Genomic DNA, 19,508 nt, shown 5'->3' with positions numbered 1-19,508 from the left:
GGTCCAGATGATCGAGTCCTTGCTCGTCGCCAACCGGGGTGAGATCGCCTGCCGGGTGTTCCGGACCTGCCGCGCACGGGGGATCGCCACCGTCGCGGTCCACTCGGACGCCGACGCGGGCGCGCTGCACGTACGGGAGGCGGACGCGGCCGTACGGCTGCCGGGGGCCGCGCCCGCCGACACTTATCTGCGCGGCGACCTGATCGTGAAGGCGGCGCTCGCGGCGGGCGCCGACGCGGTGCACCCGGGGTACGGCTTCCTCTCCGAGAACGCGGAGTTCGCGCGGGCGGTGCTGGACGCGGGCCTTGTCTGGGTCGGGCCGCCGCCGGGCGCGATCGAGGCGATGGCGTCCAAGACCCGGGCGAAGGAGCTGATGGCGGCGGCGCGCGTACCACTGCTCGCGCCGGTGGATCCGGCCACCGCTGCCGAGGCCGACCTGCCGCTGCTGCTGAAGGCGGCGGCGGGCGGCGGTGGCCGCGGGATGCGGATCGTGCGCGAACTCGCTTATTTGGAAGAGGAGTTGACGGCCGCGTCGGCGGAGGCGACGTCCGCGTTCGGGGACGGGGAAGTGTTCGCCGAGCCGTATGTGGAGCGCGGGAGACATGTGGAGGTGCAGATCCTGGCGGACGCGCACGGCACGGTGTGGGCGCTGGGCACCCGGGACTGCTCCCTCCAGCGCAGACACCAGAAGGTGATCGAGGAGTCCCCGGCGCCCGGCCTCCCGGACGCGCTGCGTGCCGTACTGCGCGAGGCGGCCGTGGCCGCGGCCCGCGCGGTCGGCTACCGGGGCGCGGGCACGGTCGAGTTTCTGATCTCGCCCCAGGGACGGCCGTACTTCCTGGAGATGAACACCCGCCTCCAGGTCGAACACCCGGTGACGGAAGAGGTGTTCGGGCTCGATCTGGTGGCCCTGCAACTCGCCGTCGCGGAGGGCGCTGCACTTCCGGCCGAGCCGCCGGCCGCCCGGGGGCACGCGGTGGAGGCACGGCTCTACGCGGAGGATCCGGCGGCGGGGTGGGCGCCGCAGACGGGGCGGCTGCACGCGCTGGAGGTGCCGGGGCGTGAGCTTGTTCCGGTGGCCGCCGCCGCGCCACGCCTGCGCGTCGACACCGGTTACCGCGACGGCGACACCATCGGGGTGCACTACGACTCCCTGCTCGCGAAGGTCATCGTCTGGGCCCCCACCCGCGCCGAGGCGCTGCGCGCGCTCCGGCACGCGCTCCGGCGCGCCCGCGTGCACGGCCCCGGCACCAACCGGGAGCTGCTCGTACGCTCCCTCGGCCACCCCGACGTCATCGACGGGCGGTTCGACACCGGGTTCTACGAACGGCACCTGGACGCGCTCACCACCCCCGTCCCCGGCGAGCGGCACGCGGCCGTCGCCGCCGCGCTCGCCGACGCGGCGGCACGTACCACCGGCGATACGCTCCCCGCTCGCCTCGGAGGCTGGCGCAATGTGGGTGCGCCGGCGCAGCGCAAGACGTACGGCGATCACGAGGTGCGCTACCGGGCCGCCCGGGACGGCTTCGTCGTGGACGCCGACGAGGGCGACGAGGCCGACGACGGCGACGAGGTGCGGGTCATCGCCGCCGCACCTCATCGCGTCAGCCTCGAAATCGGCGGTGTCGTACGGAACTTCGAGGTCCGTACGTACGGCGACGAGATCCACGTGGACAGCGCCACCGGAGCGCACCGGCTGATCGCCCGGCCGCGCTTCCGCGAGACCGGTCACCGCACCCCGCCCGGATCGCTGCTCGCTCCGATGCCAGGAACCGTCGTACGGCTCGCCCCCGGGCTGGCCGAAGGCGCCCGGGTCACCGCCGGGCAGCCGCTCATCTGGCTGGAGGCCATGAAGATGGAGCACCGCGTCACCGCTCCCGCCTCCGGCACGCTCACCGCACTCCACGCCGTCCCCGGCCGCCAGGTCGAGGTCGGCGCCCTGCTCGCCGTCGTCACAGACCCGGACGCACAGGACGCACAGGAGGAATCGTCATGATGAGCAACAGCAGCATCATCGAGAGCGAAGAGCACACCGCACTCCGCGCCGCCGTCGCCGCCCTCGGCCGCCGCCACGGACGCGGATACGACCGCGAGACCCTCTGGCGCGAAGCCGGCAAGCTCGGCTATCTCGGTGTGAACCTCCCCGAGGAGTACGGCGGCGGAGGCGGCGGGATCGCCGAACTCTCCCTCGTACTTGAGGAGTTGGGAGGGGCCGGCTGCCCGCTGCTGCTGATGATCGTCTCGCCCGCGATCTGCGGCACCGTCATCTCCCGCTTCGGCACGGACGAGCAGAAGCGCCAGTGGCTGCCCGGTCTCGCCGACGGCACCCTCACCATGGCCTTCGGCATCACCGAATCCGACGCAGGCTCCAACTCCCACCGGATCACGACCACGGCGCGCAGGGACGGCGACGACTGGGTGCTGAACGGCCGCAAGGTCTTCATCTCCGGCGTCGACATCGCCGACGCGACCCTCGTCGTCGGCCGTACCGAGGACGCGCGGACCGGCAGGCTCAAGCCGTGCCTGTTCATCGTCCCGCGCGACACCGAAGGCTTCCACCACTCCCTGATCGAGATGGAACTCCAGGCCGTGGAGAAGCAGTTCGAGCTGGTCCTCGACGACGTACGGCTACCCGCCGGCGCGCTCGTCGGCGACGAGGACGCCGGACTGCTCCAGCTCTTCGCCGGGCTCAACCCCGAGCGCGTGATGACCGCCGCCTTCGCGCTCGGCATGGGCCGCTACGCGCTGGACCGGGCCGTCGAGTACGCGAAGACCCGCCAGGTGTGGCAGGAGCCCATCGGCGCCCACCAGGCCATCGCCCACCCGCTCGCCCAGGCCCATATCGAACTCGAACTCGCCCGCCTCATGATGCGGAAGGCCGCCCACCTCTACGACGCGGGCGACGACACCGGCGCGGGCGAGGCCGCCAACATGGCCAAGTACGCCGCCGCGGAAGCCTGTGTCAGGGCCGTCGACCAGGCCGTACACACCCTCGGGGGCAACGGGCTCACCCGTGAGTACGGTCTGGCGTCCCTCATCACCGCCGCCCGGGTGGCCCGGATCGCGCCCGTCAGCCGGGAAATGATCCTGAACTACGTATCCCATCAGTCCCTGGGTCTCCCCAAGTCCTACTGAAACAGGGGATTCTGTCTCTCCCAGAACGTCCCGTACGTCCACGCGTCCAGCCCGTACGTCCACGCGTCACCTACGTCCACACGTCCACCGCGTCGAAGGGGCCGTCATGGTGTTCCACAGCGAGTACGCGGATGTCCCGGCCGTCGAACTGCCCATCCACGAGGCCGTGCTCGGTCACGCAGCCGAGTACGGCGACACCGTCGCCCTCGTCGACGGCGTGACCGGCACGAGCATGACGTACACCGAACTCGACGCCTACCACCGCCGGATCGCCGCCGCGCTCACCGACGCCGGGGTATGCAAGGGGGACGTCCTCGCCCTGCACAGCCCGAACACCGTGGCGTACCCCGCCGTCTTCTACGCCGCCACGCGCGCCGGCGCCTCCGTCACCACCGTCCATCCCCTCGCCACGCCCGAGGAGCTCGCCACCCAGCTGCGCGACTGCTCCGCCCGATGGATCGTCACCGTCTCGCCGCTGCTCGACGCGGCCCGCCGATCGGCCGAACTCGTCGGCGGCATAGAGGAGATCTTCGTCTGCGACCGGGCGGAGGGACACCGCTCGATCCTGGACCTGGCGCGGTCGACGGCCCCCGAACCCGAGATCGCCATCGACCCGGCCGAGGACATCGCGGCCCTGCCGTACTCCTCCGGCACCACCGGCGTACCCAAGGGCGTCATGCTGACGCACCGCTCGATCGCCACCAATCTCGCGCAGCTCGAACCGGTCATGCCCATGGGACCGGGCGACCGTATCCTCGCCGTTCTGCCGTTTTTTCACATCTATGGGCTGACCGCCCTGATGAACGCGCCGCTGCGGCACGGCGCGACGGTCGTCGTGCTGCCCCGCTTCGATCCCGACCAGTTCCTCGCGGCCATCGAGAAGCACCGCATCAACGGCCTGTACGTCGCCCCGCCCATCGTCCTCGCGCTGGCCAAGCACCCGGCCGTCGCGCGGTACGACCTGTCCTCGCTCGACTACATCCTGAGCGCGGCCGCCCCGCTGGACGCCCGGCTCGCCGCCGCCTGTTCGGCCCGGCTGGGGCTCCCGCACGTACGCCAGGCGTACGGCATGACGGAGCTGTCACCCGGCACGCATGTCGTGCCGCTGACCGCCGAGAATCCGCCGCCGGGCGCCGTCGGCAAGCTTCTGCCCAGTACGGAGATGCGCGTCGTCGCCCTGGACGACCCGGAGAAGGACCTCGACCCGGGCGCCGAGGGTGAGATCCTCATGCGCGGCCCGCAGGTCATGAAGGGATATCTCGGCCGGCCCGACGCCACCGCCGAACTGATCGACGACGCGGGCTGGGTGCACACCGGTGATGTCGGCCGGGTGGACGCCGACGGCTGGCTCTTCGTCGTCGACCGGGTCAAGGAACTGATCAAGTACAAGGGTTTCCAGGTCGCCCCCGCCGATCTGGAGGCGCTGCTGCTCACCCATGAGCGCATCGCCGACGCGGCGGTGATCGGTGTCCAGGACGAGGACGGCAATGAGGTGCCCAAGGCATACATTGTTCGCCAGTCGGGTGCGGACGTGCTCACGGAGGAGGACGTCATGGCGTTCGTCGCCGAACACGTCGCCCCGTACAAGAAGGTCCGCCGGGTCGAATTCGTCGGAGGCGTACCCCGCGCCGCCTCCGGAAAGATCCTCAGACGTGAACTGAGGGACCGCGAAGTGAGAGACCGCGAAGCGCGGGACCGCGAGAGGAACAACACGTGACGCAGACGCAGCCACCGGCGTCCGGGCCCGCGCTGGTCACCACGGCGCACGAACGGGGCATCACCACCCTGACCCTGGACTCACCGGCGAACCGCAACGCCCTGTCGGCGCGGCTCGTCGACGCGCTCGGCGACGCCCTGACGGCCTGCGCCAAGGACCCCGCCGTACGGGCCGTGCTGCTCACGCACACCGGCACCACCTTCAGCGCGGGCGCCGACCTGAAGGCACCGGCCAACCCGTACACCTTCATCGCCCTGATGCGGCAGATCGTCGAACTGCCCAAGCCGGTCGTCGCGCGTGTCACCGGCCATGTCCGGGCCGGCGGCATCGGGCTGCTCGGCGCGTGCGACATCGCCGTCGCCGACCGTACGTCCGACTTCGCCTTCACGGAGGTACGGATCGGAGTCGCCCCGGCCGTGATCTCGCTGCCGCTCCTGCCCCGCGTCGAACCGCGCGCGGCGGCCCGCTACTACCTCACCGGCGAACGCTTCGACGCCGAGCGCGCCGCCACCGCCGGGGTGATCACCGAGGCCGCCGACGATGTGGACGCCGCGCTCGCGCCCGTACTCGACGGACTGCGCAGGGCCTCGCCGCAGGGGCTCGCCGAATCCAAGAAGCTGCTCACGGTCGGCGTACTGGACGCATTCGAGCGGTACGCCGAGGACCTCGTCCAGCGCTCCGCCTCGCTCTTCGTGACGGCGGAGGCGCGGGAGGGCATCACGGCGTTTCTCGAACGGCGGGACGCCTCGTGGGTGCGATAGGGCCGGTCCGGGCCCTGTCCAAATCCGCCAGGACCGCGCCCAAACCCGCCGGGGCCGCGCCCAAGCCTGCCAGGACCGCGCCCCAACAGGACCGCAGCCGCGCCACCCGGCGCAGACTGCTGGAGGCCGCCGTGGCCTGCCTCGCCGAGTACGGCTGGGCGGGCTCCACCGTCGCCGTCGTCGCCGAGCGCGCGGGCGTCTCGCGCGGGGCGGCGCAGCACCACTTCCCCACCCGCGAGGACCTGTTCACGGCGGCCGTCGAGTACGTGGCGGAGGAACGGTCCTCCGCGCTGCGCGCCCTGGTCCCGGCCGGGCCCGCGCACCGCCGCGCGGCGGTCGAGGGCATCGTCGCGCTCTATACGGGCCCGCTGTTCCGCGCGGCGCTGCACCTCTGGGTCGCGGCCTCCGACGAGGACCAACTGCGGCCCCGCGTCACCGAACTGGAGGCCCGGGTCGGCCGTGAGTCCCACCGGATCGCGGTCGAACTGCTGGGCGCCGACGAGTCCGTGCCCGGTGTACGCGAGACCGTGCAGGGGCTGCTGGACATGGCGCGCGGCCTGGGTCTGGCGACGCTGCTGACGGACGACGCGCGGCGGCGGGAGCGGGTGGTGGCGGAGTGGGCGCGGATCCTGGACGGCGTGCTGGGATGAGGGACCTGACTGCCCCGTCGTACGTCTCGTATCCCGACGGGGCAGGCGCTTTGGCCGGCGCTCAGCGCGCGATCGCGTCGTACCCCTCGATCTCGCGCGGGCTCCGCGTCCCCGGCCCCACATAGCGTGCCGAAGGCCGCACCAGCCGGCCCGTGCGCTTCTGCTCCAGGATGTGCGCCGACCAGCCGGCCGTACGGGCACAGGTGAACATCGACGTGAACATGTGCGCCGGGACCTCCGCGAAGTCCAGCACGATCGCCGCCCAGAACTCCACGTTCGTCGCGAGCACCCGGTCGGGCCTGCGTGCGTGGAGCTCGTCCAGCGCGGCCTTCTCCAGCGCCTCGGCCACCTCGAACCGCGGCGCGGCCAGCTCGCGCGCCGTACGCCGCAGCACCCGAGCCCGCGGGTCCTCGGCCCGGTAGACCCGGTGCCCGAAGCCCATCAGCCGCTCGCCCTTGTCCAGGGCCTGCTTGACGTACGCCGTCGCGTCGCCCGTGCGCTCGATCTCCTCGATCATGCCGAGGACCCGCGAGGGCGCGCCGCCGTGCAGCGGCCCCGACATCGCGCCGACCGCACCCGACAGGGCCGCCGCCACATCGGCGCCGGTGGACGCGATGACCCGGGCGGTGAACGTGGAGGCGTTCATTCCGTGCTCGGCGGCCGACGTCCAGTAGGCGTCCACGGCCCGCACATGGCGCGGGTCGGGCTCACCGCGCCAGCGGATCATGAAGCGCTCGACGACGGACTCCGCCTTGTCGATCTCCCGCTGCGGCACCATCGGCAGCCCCTGGCCGCGGGCCGACTGGGCGACGTACGAGAGCGCCATCACCGCGGCACGCGCCAGATCGTCACGGGCCCTCCGCTCATCGATGTCGAGGAGCGGTTTCAGGCCCCACACGGGCGCGAGCATCGCCAGCGCGGACTGGACGTCGACCCGGATGTCCCCGGAGTGGACCGGGATCGGGAACGGCTCGGCGGGCGGCAGACCGGGCGCGAACGCCCCGTCGACCAGCAGCCCCCACACATTGCCGAAGGACACCTGGCCGACGAGGTCCTCGATATCGACGCCCCGGTAGCGGAGCGAGCCGCCCTCCTTGTCCGGTTCGGCGATCTCCGTCTCGAACGCGACGACTCCTTCGAGTCCGGGGACGAACGAGGTGTCCAAGGAGTTGTCGGAAGCGGACATCAGGCGGCTCCTCTGAGGTGGGGGCGGACTTCTGCGGGCCGGTCACCCCGGTGGATGCCCCCTGCGGCAGCCGTCCGGGAGGCGGGAACGTCCGGGAGGCAGGAACGATAGCCCCTGGTGTACGAAGGCCACAGTGGCCCGCCCCAAGATTTTGGCGGGTTCCTCCGATGCGGGGAAGCGTGATAACCGGCACACTGCCAGACTTCCTCCCCGGGGGATTAGCGGCATCCGGTGCCGGGGAAACTGCGCCTGCGGCAGGATGGCCGCGTGCCTTACGAGACCCCGGATTCCGTCGACCCCGCCGACGCCGCAGATCCCGCCGATCCCACGGACCCCGCCGCCATGCGCGAGCAGTACCGCACCACGCCGCTCCTGGAGAAGGACCTCGCACCCGCCCCGATGGACCAGTTCGCCCGCTGGTTCAAGGAGGCCGCGGCCGGCGACCTCCACGAGCCGAACGCGATAGTCGTCGCGACGGCCACCCCCGACGGCCGGCCCTCCTCGCGCACGGTGCTGCTGAAGGGATACGACGACCGGGGCTTCGTCTTCTTCACGAACTACACGTCCCGCAAGAGCGACGAGATCGAGTCGAACCCCTTCGTCTCGCTGCTCTTCCCCTGGCACCCCCTGGCCCGCCAGATCACCATCACGGGCACCGCCGCGCGCACCGGCCGCGACGAGACAGCCGCGTACTTCCGCACCCGCCCCCACGGCTCCCAGCTGGGCGCCTGGGCCAGCGACCAGTCCAGCCCCATCGCCTCCCGCGAGGAACTGCTCCACCGCTACGACGAACTGGCCTCCCGCTACCCGGAGGGCGAGCACGTACCGGTGCCCCCGCAGTGGGGCGGCTACCGCGTCACCCCGGAGACCGTCGAATTCTGGCAGGGCCACGAGAACAGGCTCCACGACCGGCTGCGCTACGTACGCGACGGCGCCGGCTGGCGGGTGGAGCGGCTCTGCCCGTAGATCCCACGGGAAAGCCCGCGGGAAAAGCAGTACCCCGCGGGCTCGGGTTCCTCCGAAGAGAAGCCGGCCGGACGTACCGGCGAGCCCGCGGGGCGGTGACTGCTTTGGATTGGGCCGGCGGTTACCGGCTCCGCACTGAGTGCGACAACGGGCCGTCAGCCCGCAGCCACCTCACGAGTCCGGAAAGAAATCACTTCCGAATCACCTCCTTTCAGTGTGCGTCACACCTTAGGAGGGGTCCCGGCGACTCTCAAGCGAATTTCGAAGATACTGACGTGGCCCCCGGAGGCCGGTGCACACGGCGCGCAGAGCCCGTTCCCGTGCGTCACCGTGCCCATGCACGCCGGGTGCGCACAGTTCCTAGACTTTTACCTAGTGCGGCCCGCTCGTGTGTGGCAGAGAATTGTCGTAGGCGACGATTTCGGGGAACCTTGTGTGTGCTGAGTCACGTTCGAGTTGAATGATCGGACGTGCGTCAGCACAGGCGGAGACGCCCTGCAGGGGGTGCCAGGATGAGTGCTTCTCGGAGTGAGACCACCGATCCGCGCGGGCCGGACGAGCCGGAGCCCGATCCCGAGTCGGAGAGCGGTGCCGGGGCGGGTGGTGGGGGCGGGGTGGAGCGGGACGGGGGCGGGTCCGATCTGCTCGCGGCGTTGCTCGACGGTATGGACGCGGCCCTGTGCGCCTTCGACGCGAACGGCGTGATCACTCACTGGAACCGCGAGGCCGAGCGGATACTCGGCTGGTCCGCCGAGGAGGCCGTCGGACGGCGGGGTTTCGCCGGATGGGCCGCGCGGACCGCCGACGCGGACGAGGTGCAGGCGCGGCTGATGGCCGTGATGGAGACGCCGGGGCGGCAGGTGGACGAGTTTGCGCTGCTGCGCAAGGACGGCGGCAGGGTCCTGATTCGGACCCAGTCGTCCGGGATGCGCGGGGCGGACGGCAAGCCCGCCGGGGTGTACAGCGCCTTCAGCGAGGTCCATGAGCAGATCGATCTGGAGCGGTCCATCGCGCTCAGCGAGGCGCTCTTCGACGACGCGTCCTGGGGCGTCGTGCTCGTCGATGTCGATCTGCGGCCGACCGTCGTCAATGGATACGCGGCGCGCGCGTTCGGTTCCGGGCGCGGCTCGGTGCTCGGCCGGCCGCTGGGCGAGCTGGTCGTGCAGGGCGTCGAGGAGCTGGAGGCCGCGCTCCACCATGTCCTCGCGGAAGGGGCGCCGAAGTCGCCCGCCGAGCTGTGGGTGTCGGTCTCCGCGGCGGACGGGGAGCGGCGGCGCTGCTGGCGGAGCGGATTCCTGCGGCTGGCGTCTCCGCTGGCGGAGGAGCCGGTGCCGCTGGGCGTGGGATGGATGTTCCAGGATGTGACGGAGTCGAAGCTGGCGGCGCAGGAGGCGGACCGGCTGCGGTTCCGGTCCAGCCAGCTGTACCGGGCGGGTCGCGCGGCGGCGGAGTGCGAGGACCCGATGGAGGCGGCGACGGTCTATCTGGACTTCGCGCTGGCGGGTTTCGCGGATCACGCGCTGATCGATCTGGTGGCGGGGGAGCGGCCGGAGGGGTCGGCGGCTCCCGTACGGCTGGTGCGGGTGGCGGAGACACCGTCCGGTGGCGGGTCGGGGCCGGGCATGCCTGTGGAGACGGGTGGGATACCGGTGCGGTACATGACCGGGCATCCGGCGCTTCAGGCGATGGACCGTAACGGCTCGGTCCGCGCGAGCGCCCCTGGCGCTTCTGCCGCCGCTGCCGCTTCCGCCGCCTCCGGCGGTTCCCCGCAGGCGCCCGTCGCCGTCCCGTCGGCCTGGGCGACCTCGCGGCAGTGGCCGCCGGACTCGGTGCACGCCCTGTGTACGGTGCTGCGCAGCCGGGGCCGGTCGCTGGGCGTGGTGACGTTCCTGCGGGGAGCAAGCCGGGCCGCCTTCGAACGGCCGGACGCGGTGTACGCGGAGGATGTGACGATCCGCGTGGCGGCGGCCCTGGATCTCTCCGCGGTCCTGTCCGACTGACGGCGGCGCGGAAGGCAGGTGCCGGACGCCACGGACGGCTCGGGCAGCACGGACGGCGCGCGGCGTCGTACATCCGCCGCCACGCGCCGCCCATCACTGACGCACCGTCAGGACGCGCCCGCCCTGGGGCCCGACGCCGGGCCGCCTTCCCGGAGGGTCGCCGCTTCCGGGGGAAGCATCCTGACCGGTTCCGTCTCCGCGTCGTTGTGCCGCAGCGCCCAGTTCTCCAGGGCGATGCGGCACGCGTGGTCGACATGGCGCAGACCGGAAAGATCCAGCTCGATGGGACGGTCCTTCGGCAGCGCCTCCAACTGCTCCATGATGCGCGGCAGCCGCAGGAACGTCGCGTTGCCGGTGACCGACACCACCATCCGGCCGCCGGTGAGTTCATGGACATCGACATGGAGGTGGGAGATCTCCCACGCGGTCTTGACCACCGCGAGCAGCAGCCCGAGCACCACCCCCTCGAAGAGGTTCGTGACCAGGACCGCAAGCGCCGTGATGGCGAGGATCACCGCTTCGCCGCGGTGCTCCCGCCACAGCGGGCGCAGTTCCCTGACCGGTACGAGCTTGCAGCCCGCGTGCACCAGGACGCCGGCCAGCGCCGCCAGCGGGATGATGCCGATCGCCGCCGGCAGCAGCGCGGCGAACAGCAGCAGCCACAGGCCGTGCAGGATCCGGGAGAGTGAAGTCCGCGCGCCCGCCTGGACATTGGCGGCGCTGCGTACGATGACCGCCGTCATCGGCAGCGCGCCGAGCGCCCCGCAGACCGTGTTCCCCACGCCCTGCGCCATGAGTTCCTTGTTGTAGTCCGTGCGCGGACCGTCATGCATACGGTCCACCGCCGCGGCGCTGAACAGGCTCTCCGCCGAGGCGATCAGGGTGAACGCGAGCACGGTGCCGATGGCGGCCACGCTGGCCAGCTGCCCGAACTCGCCGAGCCCGGGCGGATGTATGGACTCCAGCAGACCCTGTACCTCGACCTTGGCGACGGGCAGATCCAGCAGGAAGGCCGCGCCGGTGGCCAGCGCCACGGCGGCCAGCGGGCCCGGGATCATCCGGGCCCCGGCCGGGAGGCGGGGCCAGAGCACCAGTACGGCGATGGTCCCCGCCCCGATGAGGAACGCGGTCAGCGCCGTACCGTCGGTGATGATGCCGACGGCCAGTCCGGGCAGCCCGGCGATCTTGCCGAGGCCGCCGGACGGCTGCGCGGTGTCGGCCATGGCGTACACCTGGCCCAGGACGAGGACGAGGCCGATGCCGGCCAGCATCCCCTGGACGACGGCGACCGAGATGGCCCGGAACCAGCGGCCGAACCCGAAGGCGCCGAGGGCCAGTTGCAGCAATCCGGCCACCAGGACGATGGCGCCGAGTGTGCCGACGCCGAACTCCTTGACGGCTTCGTATACGAGGACCGTGAGACCGGCCGCGGGGCCGCTCACCTGAAGCGAGCTGCCGGGCAGGAAGCCCACGACGAGTCCGCCGACGATGCCGGTGACCAGGCCGAGTTCGGCGGGGACGCCGGAGGCGACCGCCACCCCCACACAGAGGGGCAGGGCGACGAGGAAGACGACGAGGGACGCGAGTATCTCGCGTCGAAGGACACGCTGGTCCTTCAGAAGTGGGAGGGAGAGCATGACGGGTTGTCCTAGCTGTGCGGTCCGCGAACGGACAGGAGGTGGGGAGAGGTCGAAACCGAGGCCGCCGTCACAGCGGTCTGAACTCCCCGCCCAGCTCGGGCCGGTGGACGCTGATCGCGCCCGTGTCCACTTCGTAGTACCAGGCGTGCAAGGAGAGACGGCCCTCCGCGAGGCGTTCCCGTACGGCGGGGTAGCCGCGGAGGGTGTCGAGCTGGGCCGCCGCGTGGTGCTGTACGGCGTGGGCGAGGCCGTGCCCCGACGGCAGCTCGGAGGCGCCGAGGCCGAGCCAGCCGCGCACGGCGGGAACGGCCGACAGGTCCTCGCCGCGGACCATGGCGCCCACGGCGCCGCAGTGCGAGTGACCGCAGACGACGAGGTCACGGACGTCGAGCACGCGCAGCGCGTACTCGATGGTGGCGGTCTCGCCGCTGGGCCGGTCCGCGTCGTACCGGGGGACGATGTTGCCCGCCGTACGCAGCTCGAACAGCTCGCCGGGGCGGGCGCCGGTGATGAGGGAGGGGATGACACGGGAGTCCGAGCAGGTGATGAAGAGCGCTTGCGGCGTCTGCCCCGCCGCGAGATCTCGGAACTCGTCGGGGCGTTCCGCCACCTGCACGGAGAAGGAACGGGCGTTGTCGATGAGGGATTTCATGATGGCCTGCCTCCTGCACCTCCGGGCTTGCCGGGGCGCGGTGTGGTCGGGTCAGTGGGGGGTGAAACGGATGTGCGCGAACTGGGAGTTGAGCATGAGGGTTGAACGTGAGGGTTAAGGCCTGAGGGAAAGGGCCGAGCGTCAGTGGGTGTCCCGGGCCTGACGGGGAGCCGTGCGGGCGTCGCGCCCTGCCGGATCGCGGCAGTTGAGGGAGGCCGGCGTGGCGGCTGCGCCGTGCGGTGGTCCGGGCGGCCGGGTCAGGAAGCGGTCGTCCCGCGTCTGACGGTGGACTCGCGGTCCAGTCGGATTCTCACAGCTCGCCCTTTCCGTCTTTCGGTCTTTCCGTGGTGCCGTGCGGGCGCGGCGGTACGTGCCGACGCGCCGTCAGCTCCGATGATGCCGCACCGCAGCGTCCCCTACTTTGCCTGAACATTACTTCCTTGTGAAAGATCAAAATTTCGCCAAGTGTTCCTTCGGTGACGCAAAGTGGCGGTTCCTGGGGGGCGGGAACGGGCCGGGGCCTGCGGGAACGTGTCCCGCAGGCCCCGGATGTCACTCTCGGTTTCCGTTGTTACGTGCGTCGCATTTTTTCTTCGGGCCGCGTCGCTTTACCGCAGCCGCCGCAGTCCGCCGTCATTCGCAGACGCGTTCTAGTGCCGGTAGAAGATGCGGTCGCCGTACTCGGTCATGACGCGGCCATTCCACTCGGTCCCGCCGTCGACATTCCCCGAACGCAGGAGCGGCGGTTCGATTCCGCGTTCGACCAGCTCTTCCGCGGCCGCGGCCATCATCGCCTGCATCAGGGCGCTGGTGACGACGGTGGAGGCCGGTGCGAAGGGGGCCTCGATGCCGTCGGCCGTCAGTTCCGCGTCACCGACCGCGATCTTGCTGTCCAGCACGATGTCGCAGTGGTCCTTGAGATAGGTCCCGGTGAGATGCCGCGACGTGGTCTCCGTCGCGTACGCCACGGACGTCACGCCGATGACCTTCAGCCCCAGCGCCCGCGCGTTCATCGCCATCTCGACGGGCAGGGCGTTGCGTCCGGAGAGGGAGATGATCACCAGCAGGTCCCCGGCGCGGGCGGGGCTGGAGTCGAGCACGGCGCCCGCCAGCCCGTCGACCCGTTCCAGCGCGGAGCCGAGGGTGGCCGGCATGACATCGACGCCGACCACGCCGGGCACGGTGAGCAGGTTCATCACGGCGAAGCCGCCGGCCCGGTAGACGACGTCCTGCGCGGCGAGCGAGGAGTGCCCGGCGCCGAAGGCGAAGAGCCGGCCCCCGGCGGCGACGGTGTCGGCGACGGCGGTTCCGGCGGCGGCGACGTGGGCGGACTCCTCGTCGCGTACCCGCTGGAGCAGACCGATCGCCGCATCGAAGAACTGACCGGCCAGCTTGCTCTCGCTCATCGAGGAGGCCCTTCCAGGGTGGGGGTTCAAGGGCGGAACATGGGGTGGTTCAGCGGGTGGTCCAGCGGGTGGTTCCAGCGGTTGGATCAAGGGGCGATCAGCGCGGAAACCAGGTTCGATCAGGGCTGGAACCAGGGGCGGGGCGGGCACGGGGAATGTCTGTGCCGCGGATCACGTTGAGGTCTGGACCATTGCTCTGTCAATACGGCGACCCGACATGCCCGTCCCGCCGCATCCGGGTCCCGCCCCTTTCGCTCTCCACGGCACGGCACGGTTGTCGGTGGTATGGGTCAGAATTGAGTCAGGGCCAGCGCACGATTTATCGAGGGGCATGTATGTCCGGACTGATCGACACGACGGAGATGTACCTCCGCACCATCCTTGAGCTGGAAGAGGAAGGTGTGGTCCCGATGCGCGCCCGGATCGCGGAGCGGCTCGACCAGAGCGGGCCGACGGTCAGCCAGACCGTGGCCCGTATGGAGCGAGACGGACTGGTGCAGGTCGCGGGTGACCGGCATCTGGAGCTGACGGAAGAAGGGCGCCGACTGGCGACGCGCGTCATGCGCAAGCACAGGCTCGCCGAGTGTCTCCTGGTCGATGTGATCGGCCTGGAGTGGGAGCAGGTGCACGCGGAGGCGTGCCGCTGGGAGCATGTGATGAGCGAGGCGGTGGAGCGGCGCGTGCTCGAACTGCTGCGCCATCCGACGGAGTCGCCGTACGGCAACCCGATCCCGGGCCTGGAGGAGCTGGGCGAGAAGGCCGAGGCGGACCCGTTCCTGGATGTGGGGATGGTGAGCCTCGCGGAGCTGGATCCGGGCGCCGAGGGCAAGACGGTCGTGGTGCGGCGGATCGGTGAGCCCATCCAGACCGATGCCCAGCTGATGTACACGCTGCGGCGCGCGGGCGTGCAGCCCGGGTCCGTGGTGAGTGTGACGGAGTCTCCCGGTGGGGTATTGGTCGGGAGCAGTGGCGAGGCGGCGGAGCTTCAGTCCGAGGTGGCGTCGCACGTCTTCGTCGCGAAGCGCTGAGGCGCCGGGTCCCGTCGTCGAAGGAGCGCCGTCCGCCCATGGGGGCGGGCGGGGCTTTGGCGAGGGGGTCCGGACGGCGCGCGGGTGCGCGTGCGGGTGTGCGCATGGGCGTGTGTACGGGGTGTGCTGAGACTTCCGGACAGGGGAGTGACTCAGGGGGGCGCTCCGTGGCCGGAGGGTATGCGCTTTCCGGCCGGAGGGGGCGACGGCTGGGCGTTCGCGTGCCAGTCTGTGGCAGAGGCATATGACCTGAAGGGCCGGCCGGGGGGTGCGCCCCCGGGTCGGTCCGAGGCCGGGGAGGGGGCAGGGTGATGCGCCTGTGCGGGGGTGTGCACTGTGTGTGGCGTCTGCGGTACGGCGCGTATGCCCTGCGGGGGAGGCCGTCGCGGTCGTCGCGACGACGCCTGTGTGAAACGAGCCATCTGTGCGGGCCGGGCGGCCTGTCCGGAAGGGGCGGCTCCGGCGCCTTTCGGCACCGGAGCCTGTCCTCCCCTGCGCTGACCCGGAGCCCCGAGCTCCCAGGGTCATTCCCCTCGGACCGTCATCCCCGAGCGGCCCGCCTCCCGGAGGAGATCTCCCCCGGGCCGCGTCCGGCAATCCTGGAGCGCGGTCACTCGAACGAGCGGTGTTGCGCGGGGGAATCGTATTTTCGAATGGGAGTTCGATAGTCTGGCGCGGCTGGACGCATCGGAACGGGGCCAGAGCGGAATCCGACTCGACCACTCAGGACCGAAGGGGGTGCCGGGACGCATGGTGCAGCGCATCGATGTGACCGGAGCGGACGGTGTACGTCTCGCTGCCTGGGAGTTTGCCGACCCGCCCAAGCGACGCGAGGAGACGCAGAGGGCCTCCGGCGTCTTATTGCTGCACGGCCTCATGGGCCGCGCCTCGCACTGGGCCGCCACGGCGCGCTGGCTCTCGGAGCGGCACCGCGCGATCGCGCTCGACCAGCGCGGCCACGGCCGCAGCGACAAGCCGCCCGAGGGGCCGTTCACGCGCGAGGCGTACGTGGCCGATGCCGAGGCCGCGATCGAACAGCTCGGGCTGGCGCCCGTCACGCTCATCGGCCACTCGATGGGCGCGCTCACCGCGTGGCAACTGGCCGCCAAGCGCCCCGATCTGGTCCGGGCCCTGGTCATCTGTGACATGCGGGCCTCGGCGCTGGGGGCGGCGTCCCAGCGGGAGTGGGCGGACTGGTTCCGCGCCTGGCCCGTCCCGTTCGCGACGCTCGCCGACGTACGGAAGTGGTTCGGCGAGGACGACCCCTGGGTGGAGCGTCCCACGCCGGCGCGGGGCGAGTTCTTCGCCGAGGTGATGGCGGAGAGCGCGGACGGCTGGCGCCCGGTCTTCTCGCGCCGCCAGATGCTGACGTCCCGGGCGACCTGGGTCCATGACGCGCACTGGGAGGAGCTGGCGCAGGTCCAGTGCCCCACCCTGGTGATCCGCGGTCTGGACGGGGAGCTGGGCCGCGCGGAGGCGCAGGAAATGGTGCGGGTGCTGCCGCGCGGCCAGTACGCGGAGGTGGACGCGGGCCATCTCGCCCATTACGACCAGCCGGAAGCCTGGCGGGCGGCGATCGAACCGTTCCTGGACGGTGTGCTGACGCCTTGACGCGTCGGGATGCTTTGAGCGCGGCGCTTCGACGCGACGGGATGCTTTGAGCGCGATGCTTCGACGCGACGGGACGCCCCGACGCGACGATCACGAAGGCCGGCCGGGCCGGCCCTCAGGCGCGTCAGCCCTTGCTGACCGCCATGAGGATCTCCGGCAGGCGCTCCGCCGTCCGCGGGGCCGCCACACGGAGGCCGCCCGCCGCCGCCAGGGCCCCGTACGCCGCACCGGCCGGGAGCAGCAGCCACGCCCATTCGTCCGCGCCGGAGACATGGATCCAGATCGTCAGCGCGAGCACCGGCGCGCACAGCAGCGCCCCGCCGAGCATGCCGCCGAAGATCGAGATCCAGGCGAGACCGGCCTGGCCGGGGGCGACGTTCTTGTATCCGCTGTCCTGCGGTATCGAGTACGGGAAGCGCGCCGAGGCGACCGCGCCCGTCGCCAGCATCGCGCCGAGCAGCGCGAAGGACAGCCCGAGCGCCTCGGGCAGGGCCTGCCAGTCGCCCAGCAGCGCCGCCGTGGCCACGGTCACCAGCGCCGAGTAGGGCAGGGTGATCACCAGCAGCGCCAGCGCACGCGCGCGCAGTTCGAGATAGGCGTCCCGCGTCGAGGAGATCGTCAGCGCCACCATCCAGAAGGCCGACGTGTCCTGGCCGAACTGGTTGTACATCTGGATGCCGAGCATGCCGGCCGCGAAGCACGCGAAGTAGATCGTGCCCGTGCCCTGGAGCGCGTTGAACAGCGGCACGATCAGACCGATGGCCAGCGAGGTCACCCAGGCCGCCTTGGTCTTCGGGTCGCGCCACACGTACCGCAGACTGCGCAGCATCACCGTGCCCGTACGCCCCTCGGGCAGCAGCCGCCCCGGCTGCCACACCGACTCCTTGCGGGCCGGTTCGGCCGTCGCGAGCGTCGAGCCGTCCGGGGCGGTCATCAGCTTCACCAGCGACCGCTGCCACGCGTACAGCAGGGCCGCCAGCGCGGCCACCGTCAGCAGCAGCTGGGCCACGGCCCGCCCGTACGCGCCCTCGCTGACCGACTCCACCGCGCCCATCGCGGACGCCGGCGGGAGCCACCGTACGACCCGTGCCGCCGGGTCGAGCGCGGCGAGCCCGCCCGCCTCCCCCAGCCGCCGGACGCCGAAGTTGACGACCTGGATGCCCACCGCGATCACCAGACCGCTCAGGACGGCCAGATCACGGCCCTTGCGGGAGGTCAGCAGCCGGATATTGGCCGTCGCGACGGCGCGGGCCAGCGCCACGCACACGAGCAGGACCAGCGGTACGGCCAGGACCGAGACGGCGACGGCCGCCGCGCCGTGTGCCGTCGCCGCCGACGAGCCGACCGCCAGACAGAGCGTGAACAGCGGGCCGATCCCCACCAGCGAGGCCGCGAGCAGCGCCCCGACCAGCGGTCGCGGGCGCAGCGGCAGCATCACCAGCCGGGTCGGGTCGAGCGTCTCGTCGCCGCCGGGGAAGAAGAGCGGCATCACGGCCCAGCCCAGCGCCAGCAGGGCGGTCAGCAGCACGACCAGCGTGCCCGCGTGGTCGCTTCCGCGCAGCAGGAACAGACCGAGGAACTGCGCAGCCGCGAGGAGCAGCGCGATGACCGCCGACGCGATGTACGCGACCGCCCGGCCCGACGACTGCCGCAGCCCGTTGCGCAGGAGGGAGAGCTTCAGCCGTACGAAGACGGGCGTGAGCGAGACCGACGCGGGCGAGACGGACGCCGACGAGACGGACGTGAGCGGGTCGGACGCAAGCCGGTCGGACGCTATCGGCGCGGGGTTGTTCTCGGCCATGTTCATCGCGCGCCGCCCAGCCAGTCCAGCGACTCCCCGGCGCCGCGTCCCTGTGCGCCCACCAGCTCCAGGAAGGCGTTCTGGAGGGAAGGCGCGTCACCCCGTACCTCTTCGAGGGTGCCCTGCGCGCGGATACGGCCCGCCACCATCACGGCGACCCAGTCGCACAGCGACTCGACCAGCTCCATGACATGGCTGGAGAAGACGACGGTCGCGCCCGAGTCCGTATAGCGCTCCAGGACGCCGCGGATCGTCTGCGCGGAGACCGGGTCGACGCCCTCGAACGGCTCGTCCAGGAAGAGGACCTGGGGGTTGTGGAGCAGCGCTGCCGCGAGGCCGATTTTCTTTCGCATACCTGTCGAGTAGTCGACAACGAGTTTGTGCTGTGCGCCCGCCAGGTCCAGTACGTCGAGAAGCTGGGTGGCCCGCTTGTCGACCTCGGCGCCCGGCAGCCCCCGCAGCCGCCCCGTGTAGCCGAGGAGTTCCCGCCCGGAGAGCCGCTCGAAGAGCCGCAGCCCCTCCGGCAGGACGCCGATCCGCGCCTTGACCTCGACGGGGTCGCGCCAGACGTCGTGCCCGGCGACCCGTACCCGCCCCTGGTCGGGCCGGAGGAGGCCGGTGACCATGGACAGGGTCGTGGTCTTGCCCGCGCCGTTCGGTCCGACCAGGCCGATGAACTGGCCGGCGGGCAGTTCGAGGTCGATGCCCGCGACGGCGATGTGTTCGCCGAAGCGCTTCCACAGCCCTTCGACCTGAACGGCGGGCGGTATCGGCCGCGCCCCGTCGGCCCCCTCGCCCCGCTCGGCCGGTGTCTGATCCCGTGCCTGGTCCCGTGCCTGGTCCGGCATCGCGCACCGCCTTTCGACGTCTCGTACAGATGTCCCCGTACAGCTACGGGGACCACCTTATGTACGGGGCCTGGACAAGGTCTAAGCACGTACGGGCCCGGACAGGC

The 19,508-nt window shown here is 71.5% G+C and carries 15 protein-coding genes; 9 read left to right on the top strand and 6 right to left on the bottom strand.

The window, feature by feature from the left end:
- Window positions 1-7: 7 nt before the first annotated feature.
- From IF11_RS0110760 to IF11_RS0110740, 5 genes are all read left to right on the top strand, one after another.
- Window positions 8-1,996 carry an acetyl/propionyl/methylcrotonyl-CoA carboxylase subunit alpha gene (locus IF11_RS0110760; RefSeq protein WP_030351288.1) on the top strand — a complete coding sequence of 663 codons (1,989 nt, stop codon included), beginning with the start codon at window positions 8-10 and terminating at the stop codon, window positions 1,994-1,996.
- On the top strand, window positions 1,996-3,135 hold the full coding sequence (locus IF11_RS0110755; RefSeq protein ID WP_030351287.1) for an acyl-CoA dehydrogenase family protein: 1,140 nt from the start codon (window positions 1,996-1,998) through the stop codon (window positions 3,133-3,135). Before IF11_RS0110760 ends, IF11_RS0110755 begins: the two co-directional genes overlap by 1 nt.
- Window positions 3,136-3,241: 106 nt before the next feature.
- Window positions 3,242-4,852, top strand: a complete 1,611-nt coding sequence (locus IF11_RS0110750) for a 4-coumarate--CoA ligase family protein (protein WP_037727439.1) — start codon at window positions 3,242-3,244, stop codon at window positions 4,850-4,852.
- Window positions 4,849-5,613, top strand: coding sequence for an enoyl-CoA hydratase family protein (locus IF11_RS0110745; protein WP_240627802.1), 765 nt, complete (start codon window positions 4,849-4,851; stop codon window positions 5,611-5,613). The genes IF11_RS0110750 and IF11_RS0110745 overlap by 4 nt, the downstream gene beginning before the upstream one ends.
- A gap of 14 nt (window positions 5,614-5,627) precedes the next feature.
- The gene (locus IF11_RS0110740; protein ID WP_051745789.1) at window positions 5,628-6,263 is read left to right on the top strand and encodes a TetR/AcrR family transcriptional regulator; all 636 of its coding nucleotides are present in this window, start codon (window positions 5,628-5,630) and stop codon (window positions 6,261-6,263) included.
- A 61-nt stretch (window positions 6,264-6,324) separates the two neighbouring features.
- Here IF11_RS0110740 and IF11_RS0110735 read toward each other — a convergent pair whose 3' ends face one another.
- Window positions 6,325-7,449 (bottom strand): citrate synthase 2, encoded by a 1,125-nt coding sequence (locus tag IF11_RS0110735; protein WP_030351283.1) that lies wholly within the window; start codon window positions 7,447-7,449, stop codon window positions 6,325-6,327.
- A gap of 342 nt (window positions 7,450-7,791) precedes the next feature.
- Here IF11_RS0110735 and pdxH point away from each other — a divergent pair, with 342 nt between their 5' ends.
- Together pdxH and IF11_RS0110725 are read left to right on the top strand one after the other, a co-directional pair.
- On the top strand, window positions 7,792-8,415 hold the full coding sequence (gene pdxH, locus IF11_RS0110730; protein WP_030351282.1) for a pyridoxamine 5'-phosphate oxidase: 624 nt from the start codon (window positions 7,792-7,794) through the stop codon (window positions 8,413-8,415).
- Between the two features lie 512 nt (window positions 8,416-8,927).
- A complete protein-coding gene (locus IF11_RS0110725; protein ID WP_030351281.1) occupies window positions 8,928-10,415 on the top strand; it encodes a PAS domain-containing protein in 1,488 nt (495 codons plus the stop codon).
- 107 nt (window positions 10,416-10,522) lie between these two features.
- Here IF11_RS0110725 and IF11_RS0110720 read toward each other — a convergent pair whose 3' ends face one another.
- The 3 genes from IF11_RS0110720 to IF11_RS0110705 all read right to left on the bottom strand — a co-directional run bounded on the left by IF11_RS0110720 (window position 10,523) and on the right by IF11_RS0110705 (window position 14,113).
- Window positions 10,523-12,052: a SulP family inorganic anion transporter gene (locus tag IF11_RS0110720; RefSeq protein WP_051745765.1), complete on the bottom strand. Its 1,530-nt coding sequence runs from the start codon at window positions 12,050-12,052 to the stop codon at window positions 10,523-10,525.
- 70 nt (window positions 12,053-12,122) lie between these two features.
- A complete protein-coding gene (locus IF11_RS0110715; protein ID WP_030351279.1) occupies window positions 12,123-12,707 on the bottom strand; it encodes a carbonic anhydrase in 585 nt (194 codons plus the stop codon).
- Between the two features lie 650 nt (window positions 12,708-13,357).
- Window positions 13,358-14,113 carry an SIS domain-containing protein gene (locus IF11_RS0110705; protein WP_030351278.1) on the bottom strand — a complete coding sequence of 252 codons (756 nt, stop codon included), beginning with the start codon at window positions 14,111-14,113 and terminating at the stop codon, window positions 13,358-13,360.
- Window positions 14,114-14,448: 335 nt separating this feature from the next.
- Here IF11_RS0110705 and IF11_RS0110700 point away from each other — a divergent pair, with 335 nt between their 5' ends.
- Both IF11_RS0110700 and IF11_RS0110695 read left to right on the top strand, forming a co-directional pair.
- Window positions 14,449-15,141 (top strand): iron-dependent transcriptional repressor DtxR, encoded by a 693-nt coding sequence (locus tag IF11_RS0110700; protein WP_030351277.1) that lies wholly within the window; start codon window positions 14,449-14,451, stop codon window positions 15,139-15,141.
- Between the two features lie 750 nt (window positions 15,142-15,891).
- Entirely contained in the window at window positions 15,892-16,752 is an 861-nt protein-coding gene (locus IF11_RS0110695; RefSeq protein WP_030351276.1) for an alpha/beta fold hydrolase, read from the top strand.
- A 124-nt stretch (window positions 16,753-16,876) separates the two neighbouring features.
- On the opposite strand, the gene IF11_RS0110690 is transcribed toward IF11_RS0110695, so the two are convergent.
- Together IF11_RS0110690 and IF11_RS0110685 are read right to left on the bottom strand one after the other, a co-directional pair.
- Window positions 16,877-18,553 carry a transporter gene (locus tag IF11_RS0110690; protein ID WP_240627804.1) on the bottom strand — a complete coding sequence of 559 codons (1,677 nt, stop codon included), beginning with the start codon at window positions 18,551-18,553 and terminating at the stop codon, window positions 16,877-16,879.
- A gap of 2 nt (window positions 18,554-18,555) precedes the next feature.
- Window positions 18,556-19,401, bottom strand: a complete 846-nt coding sequence (locus IF11_RS0110685) for an ABC transporter ATP-binding protein (protein ID WP_030351274.1) — start codon at window positions 19,399-19,401, stop codon at window positions 18,556-18,558.
- Window positions 19,402-19,508: the final 107 nt, after the last annotated feature.

Source organism: Streptomyces scopuliridis RB72 (genome assembly GCF_000718095.1).
Classification (GTDB): Bacteria; Actinomycetota; Actinomycetes; order Streptomycetales; family Streptomycetaceae; genus Streptomyces; species Streptomyces scopuliridis.
This window is presented reverse-complemented; position numbering and strand designations above follow the sequence as displayed.

What these genes read in the sequence shown, in the direction of transcription:
- IF11_RS0110760 (WP_030351288.1), top strand. Translation starts at nt 8, where the DNA reads ATGATCGAGTCCTTGCTCGTCGCCAACCGGGGTGAGATCGCCTGCCGG.
- IF11_RS0110755 (WP_030351287.1), top strand. Translation starts at nt 1,996, where the DNA reads ATGAGCAACAGCAGCATCATCGAGAGCGAAGAGCACACCGCACTCCGC.
- IF11_RS0110750 (WP_037727439.1), top strand. Translation starts at nt 3,242, where the DNA reads ATGGTGTTCCACAGCGAGTACGCGGATGTCCCGGCCGTCGAACTGCCC.
- IF11_RS0110735 (WP_030351283.1), bottom strand. Translation starts at nt 7,449, where the DNA reads ATGTCCGCTTCCGACAACTCCTTGGACACCTCGTTCGTCCCCGGACTC.
- pdxH (WP_030351282.1), top strand. Translation starts at nt 7,792, where the DNA reads ATGCGCGAGCAGTACCGCACCACGCCGCTCCTGGAGAAGGACCTCGCA.
- IF11_RS0110725 (WP_030351281.1), top strand. Translation starts at nt 8,928, where the DNA reads ATGAGTGCTTCTCGGAGTGAGACCACCGATCCGCGCGGGCCGGACGAG.
- IF11_RS0110720 (WP_051745765.1), bottom strand. Translation starts at nt 12,052, where the DNA reads ATGCTCTCCCTCCCACTTCTGAAGGACCAGCGTGTCCTTCGACGCGAG.
- IF11_RS0110715 (WP_030351279.1), bottom strand. Translation starts at nt 12,707, where the DNA reads ATGAAATCCCTCATCGACAACGCCCGTTCCTTCTCCGTGCAGGTGGCG.
- IF11_RS0110705 (WP_030351278.1), bottom strand. Translation starts at nt 14,113, where the DNA reads ATGAGCGAGAGCAAGCTGGCCGGTCAGTTCTTCGATGCGGCGATCGGT.
- IF11_RS0110700 (WP_030351277.1), top strand. Translation starts at nt 14,449, where the DNA reads ATGTCCGGACTGATCGACACGACGGAGATGTACCTCCGCACCATCCTT.
- IF11_RS0110695 (WP_030351276.1), top strand. Translation starts at nt 15,892, where the DNA reads ATGGTGCAGCGCATCGATGTGACCGGAGCGGACGGTGTACGTCTCGCT.
- IF11_RS0110690 (WP_240627804.1), bottom strand. Translation starts at nt 18,553, where the DNA reads ATGGCCGAGAACAACCCCGCGCCGATAGCGTCCGACCGGCTTGCGTCC.
- IF11_RS0110685 (WP_030351274.1), bottom strand. Translation starts at nt 19,401, where the DNA reads ATGCCGGACCAGGCACGGGACCAGGCACGGGATCAGACACCGGCCGAG.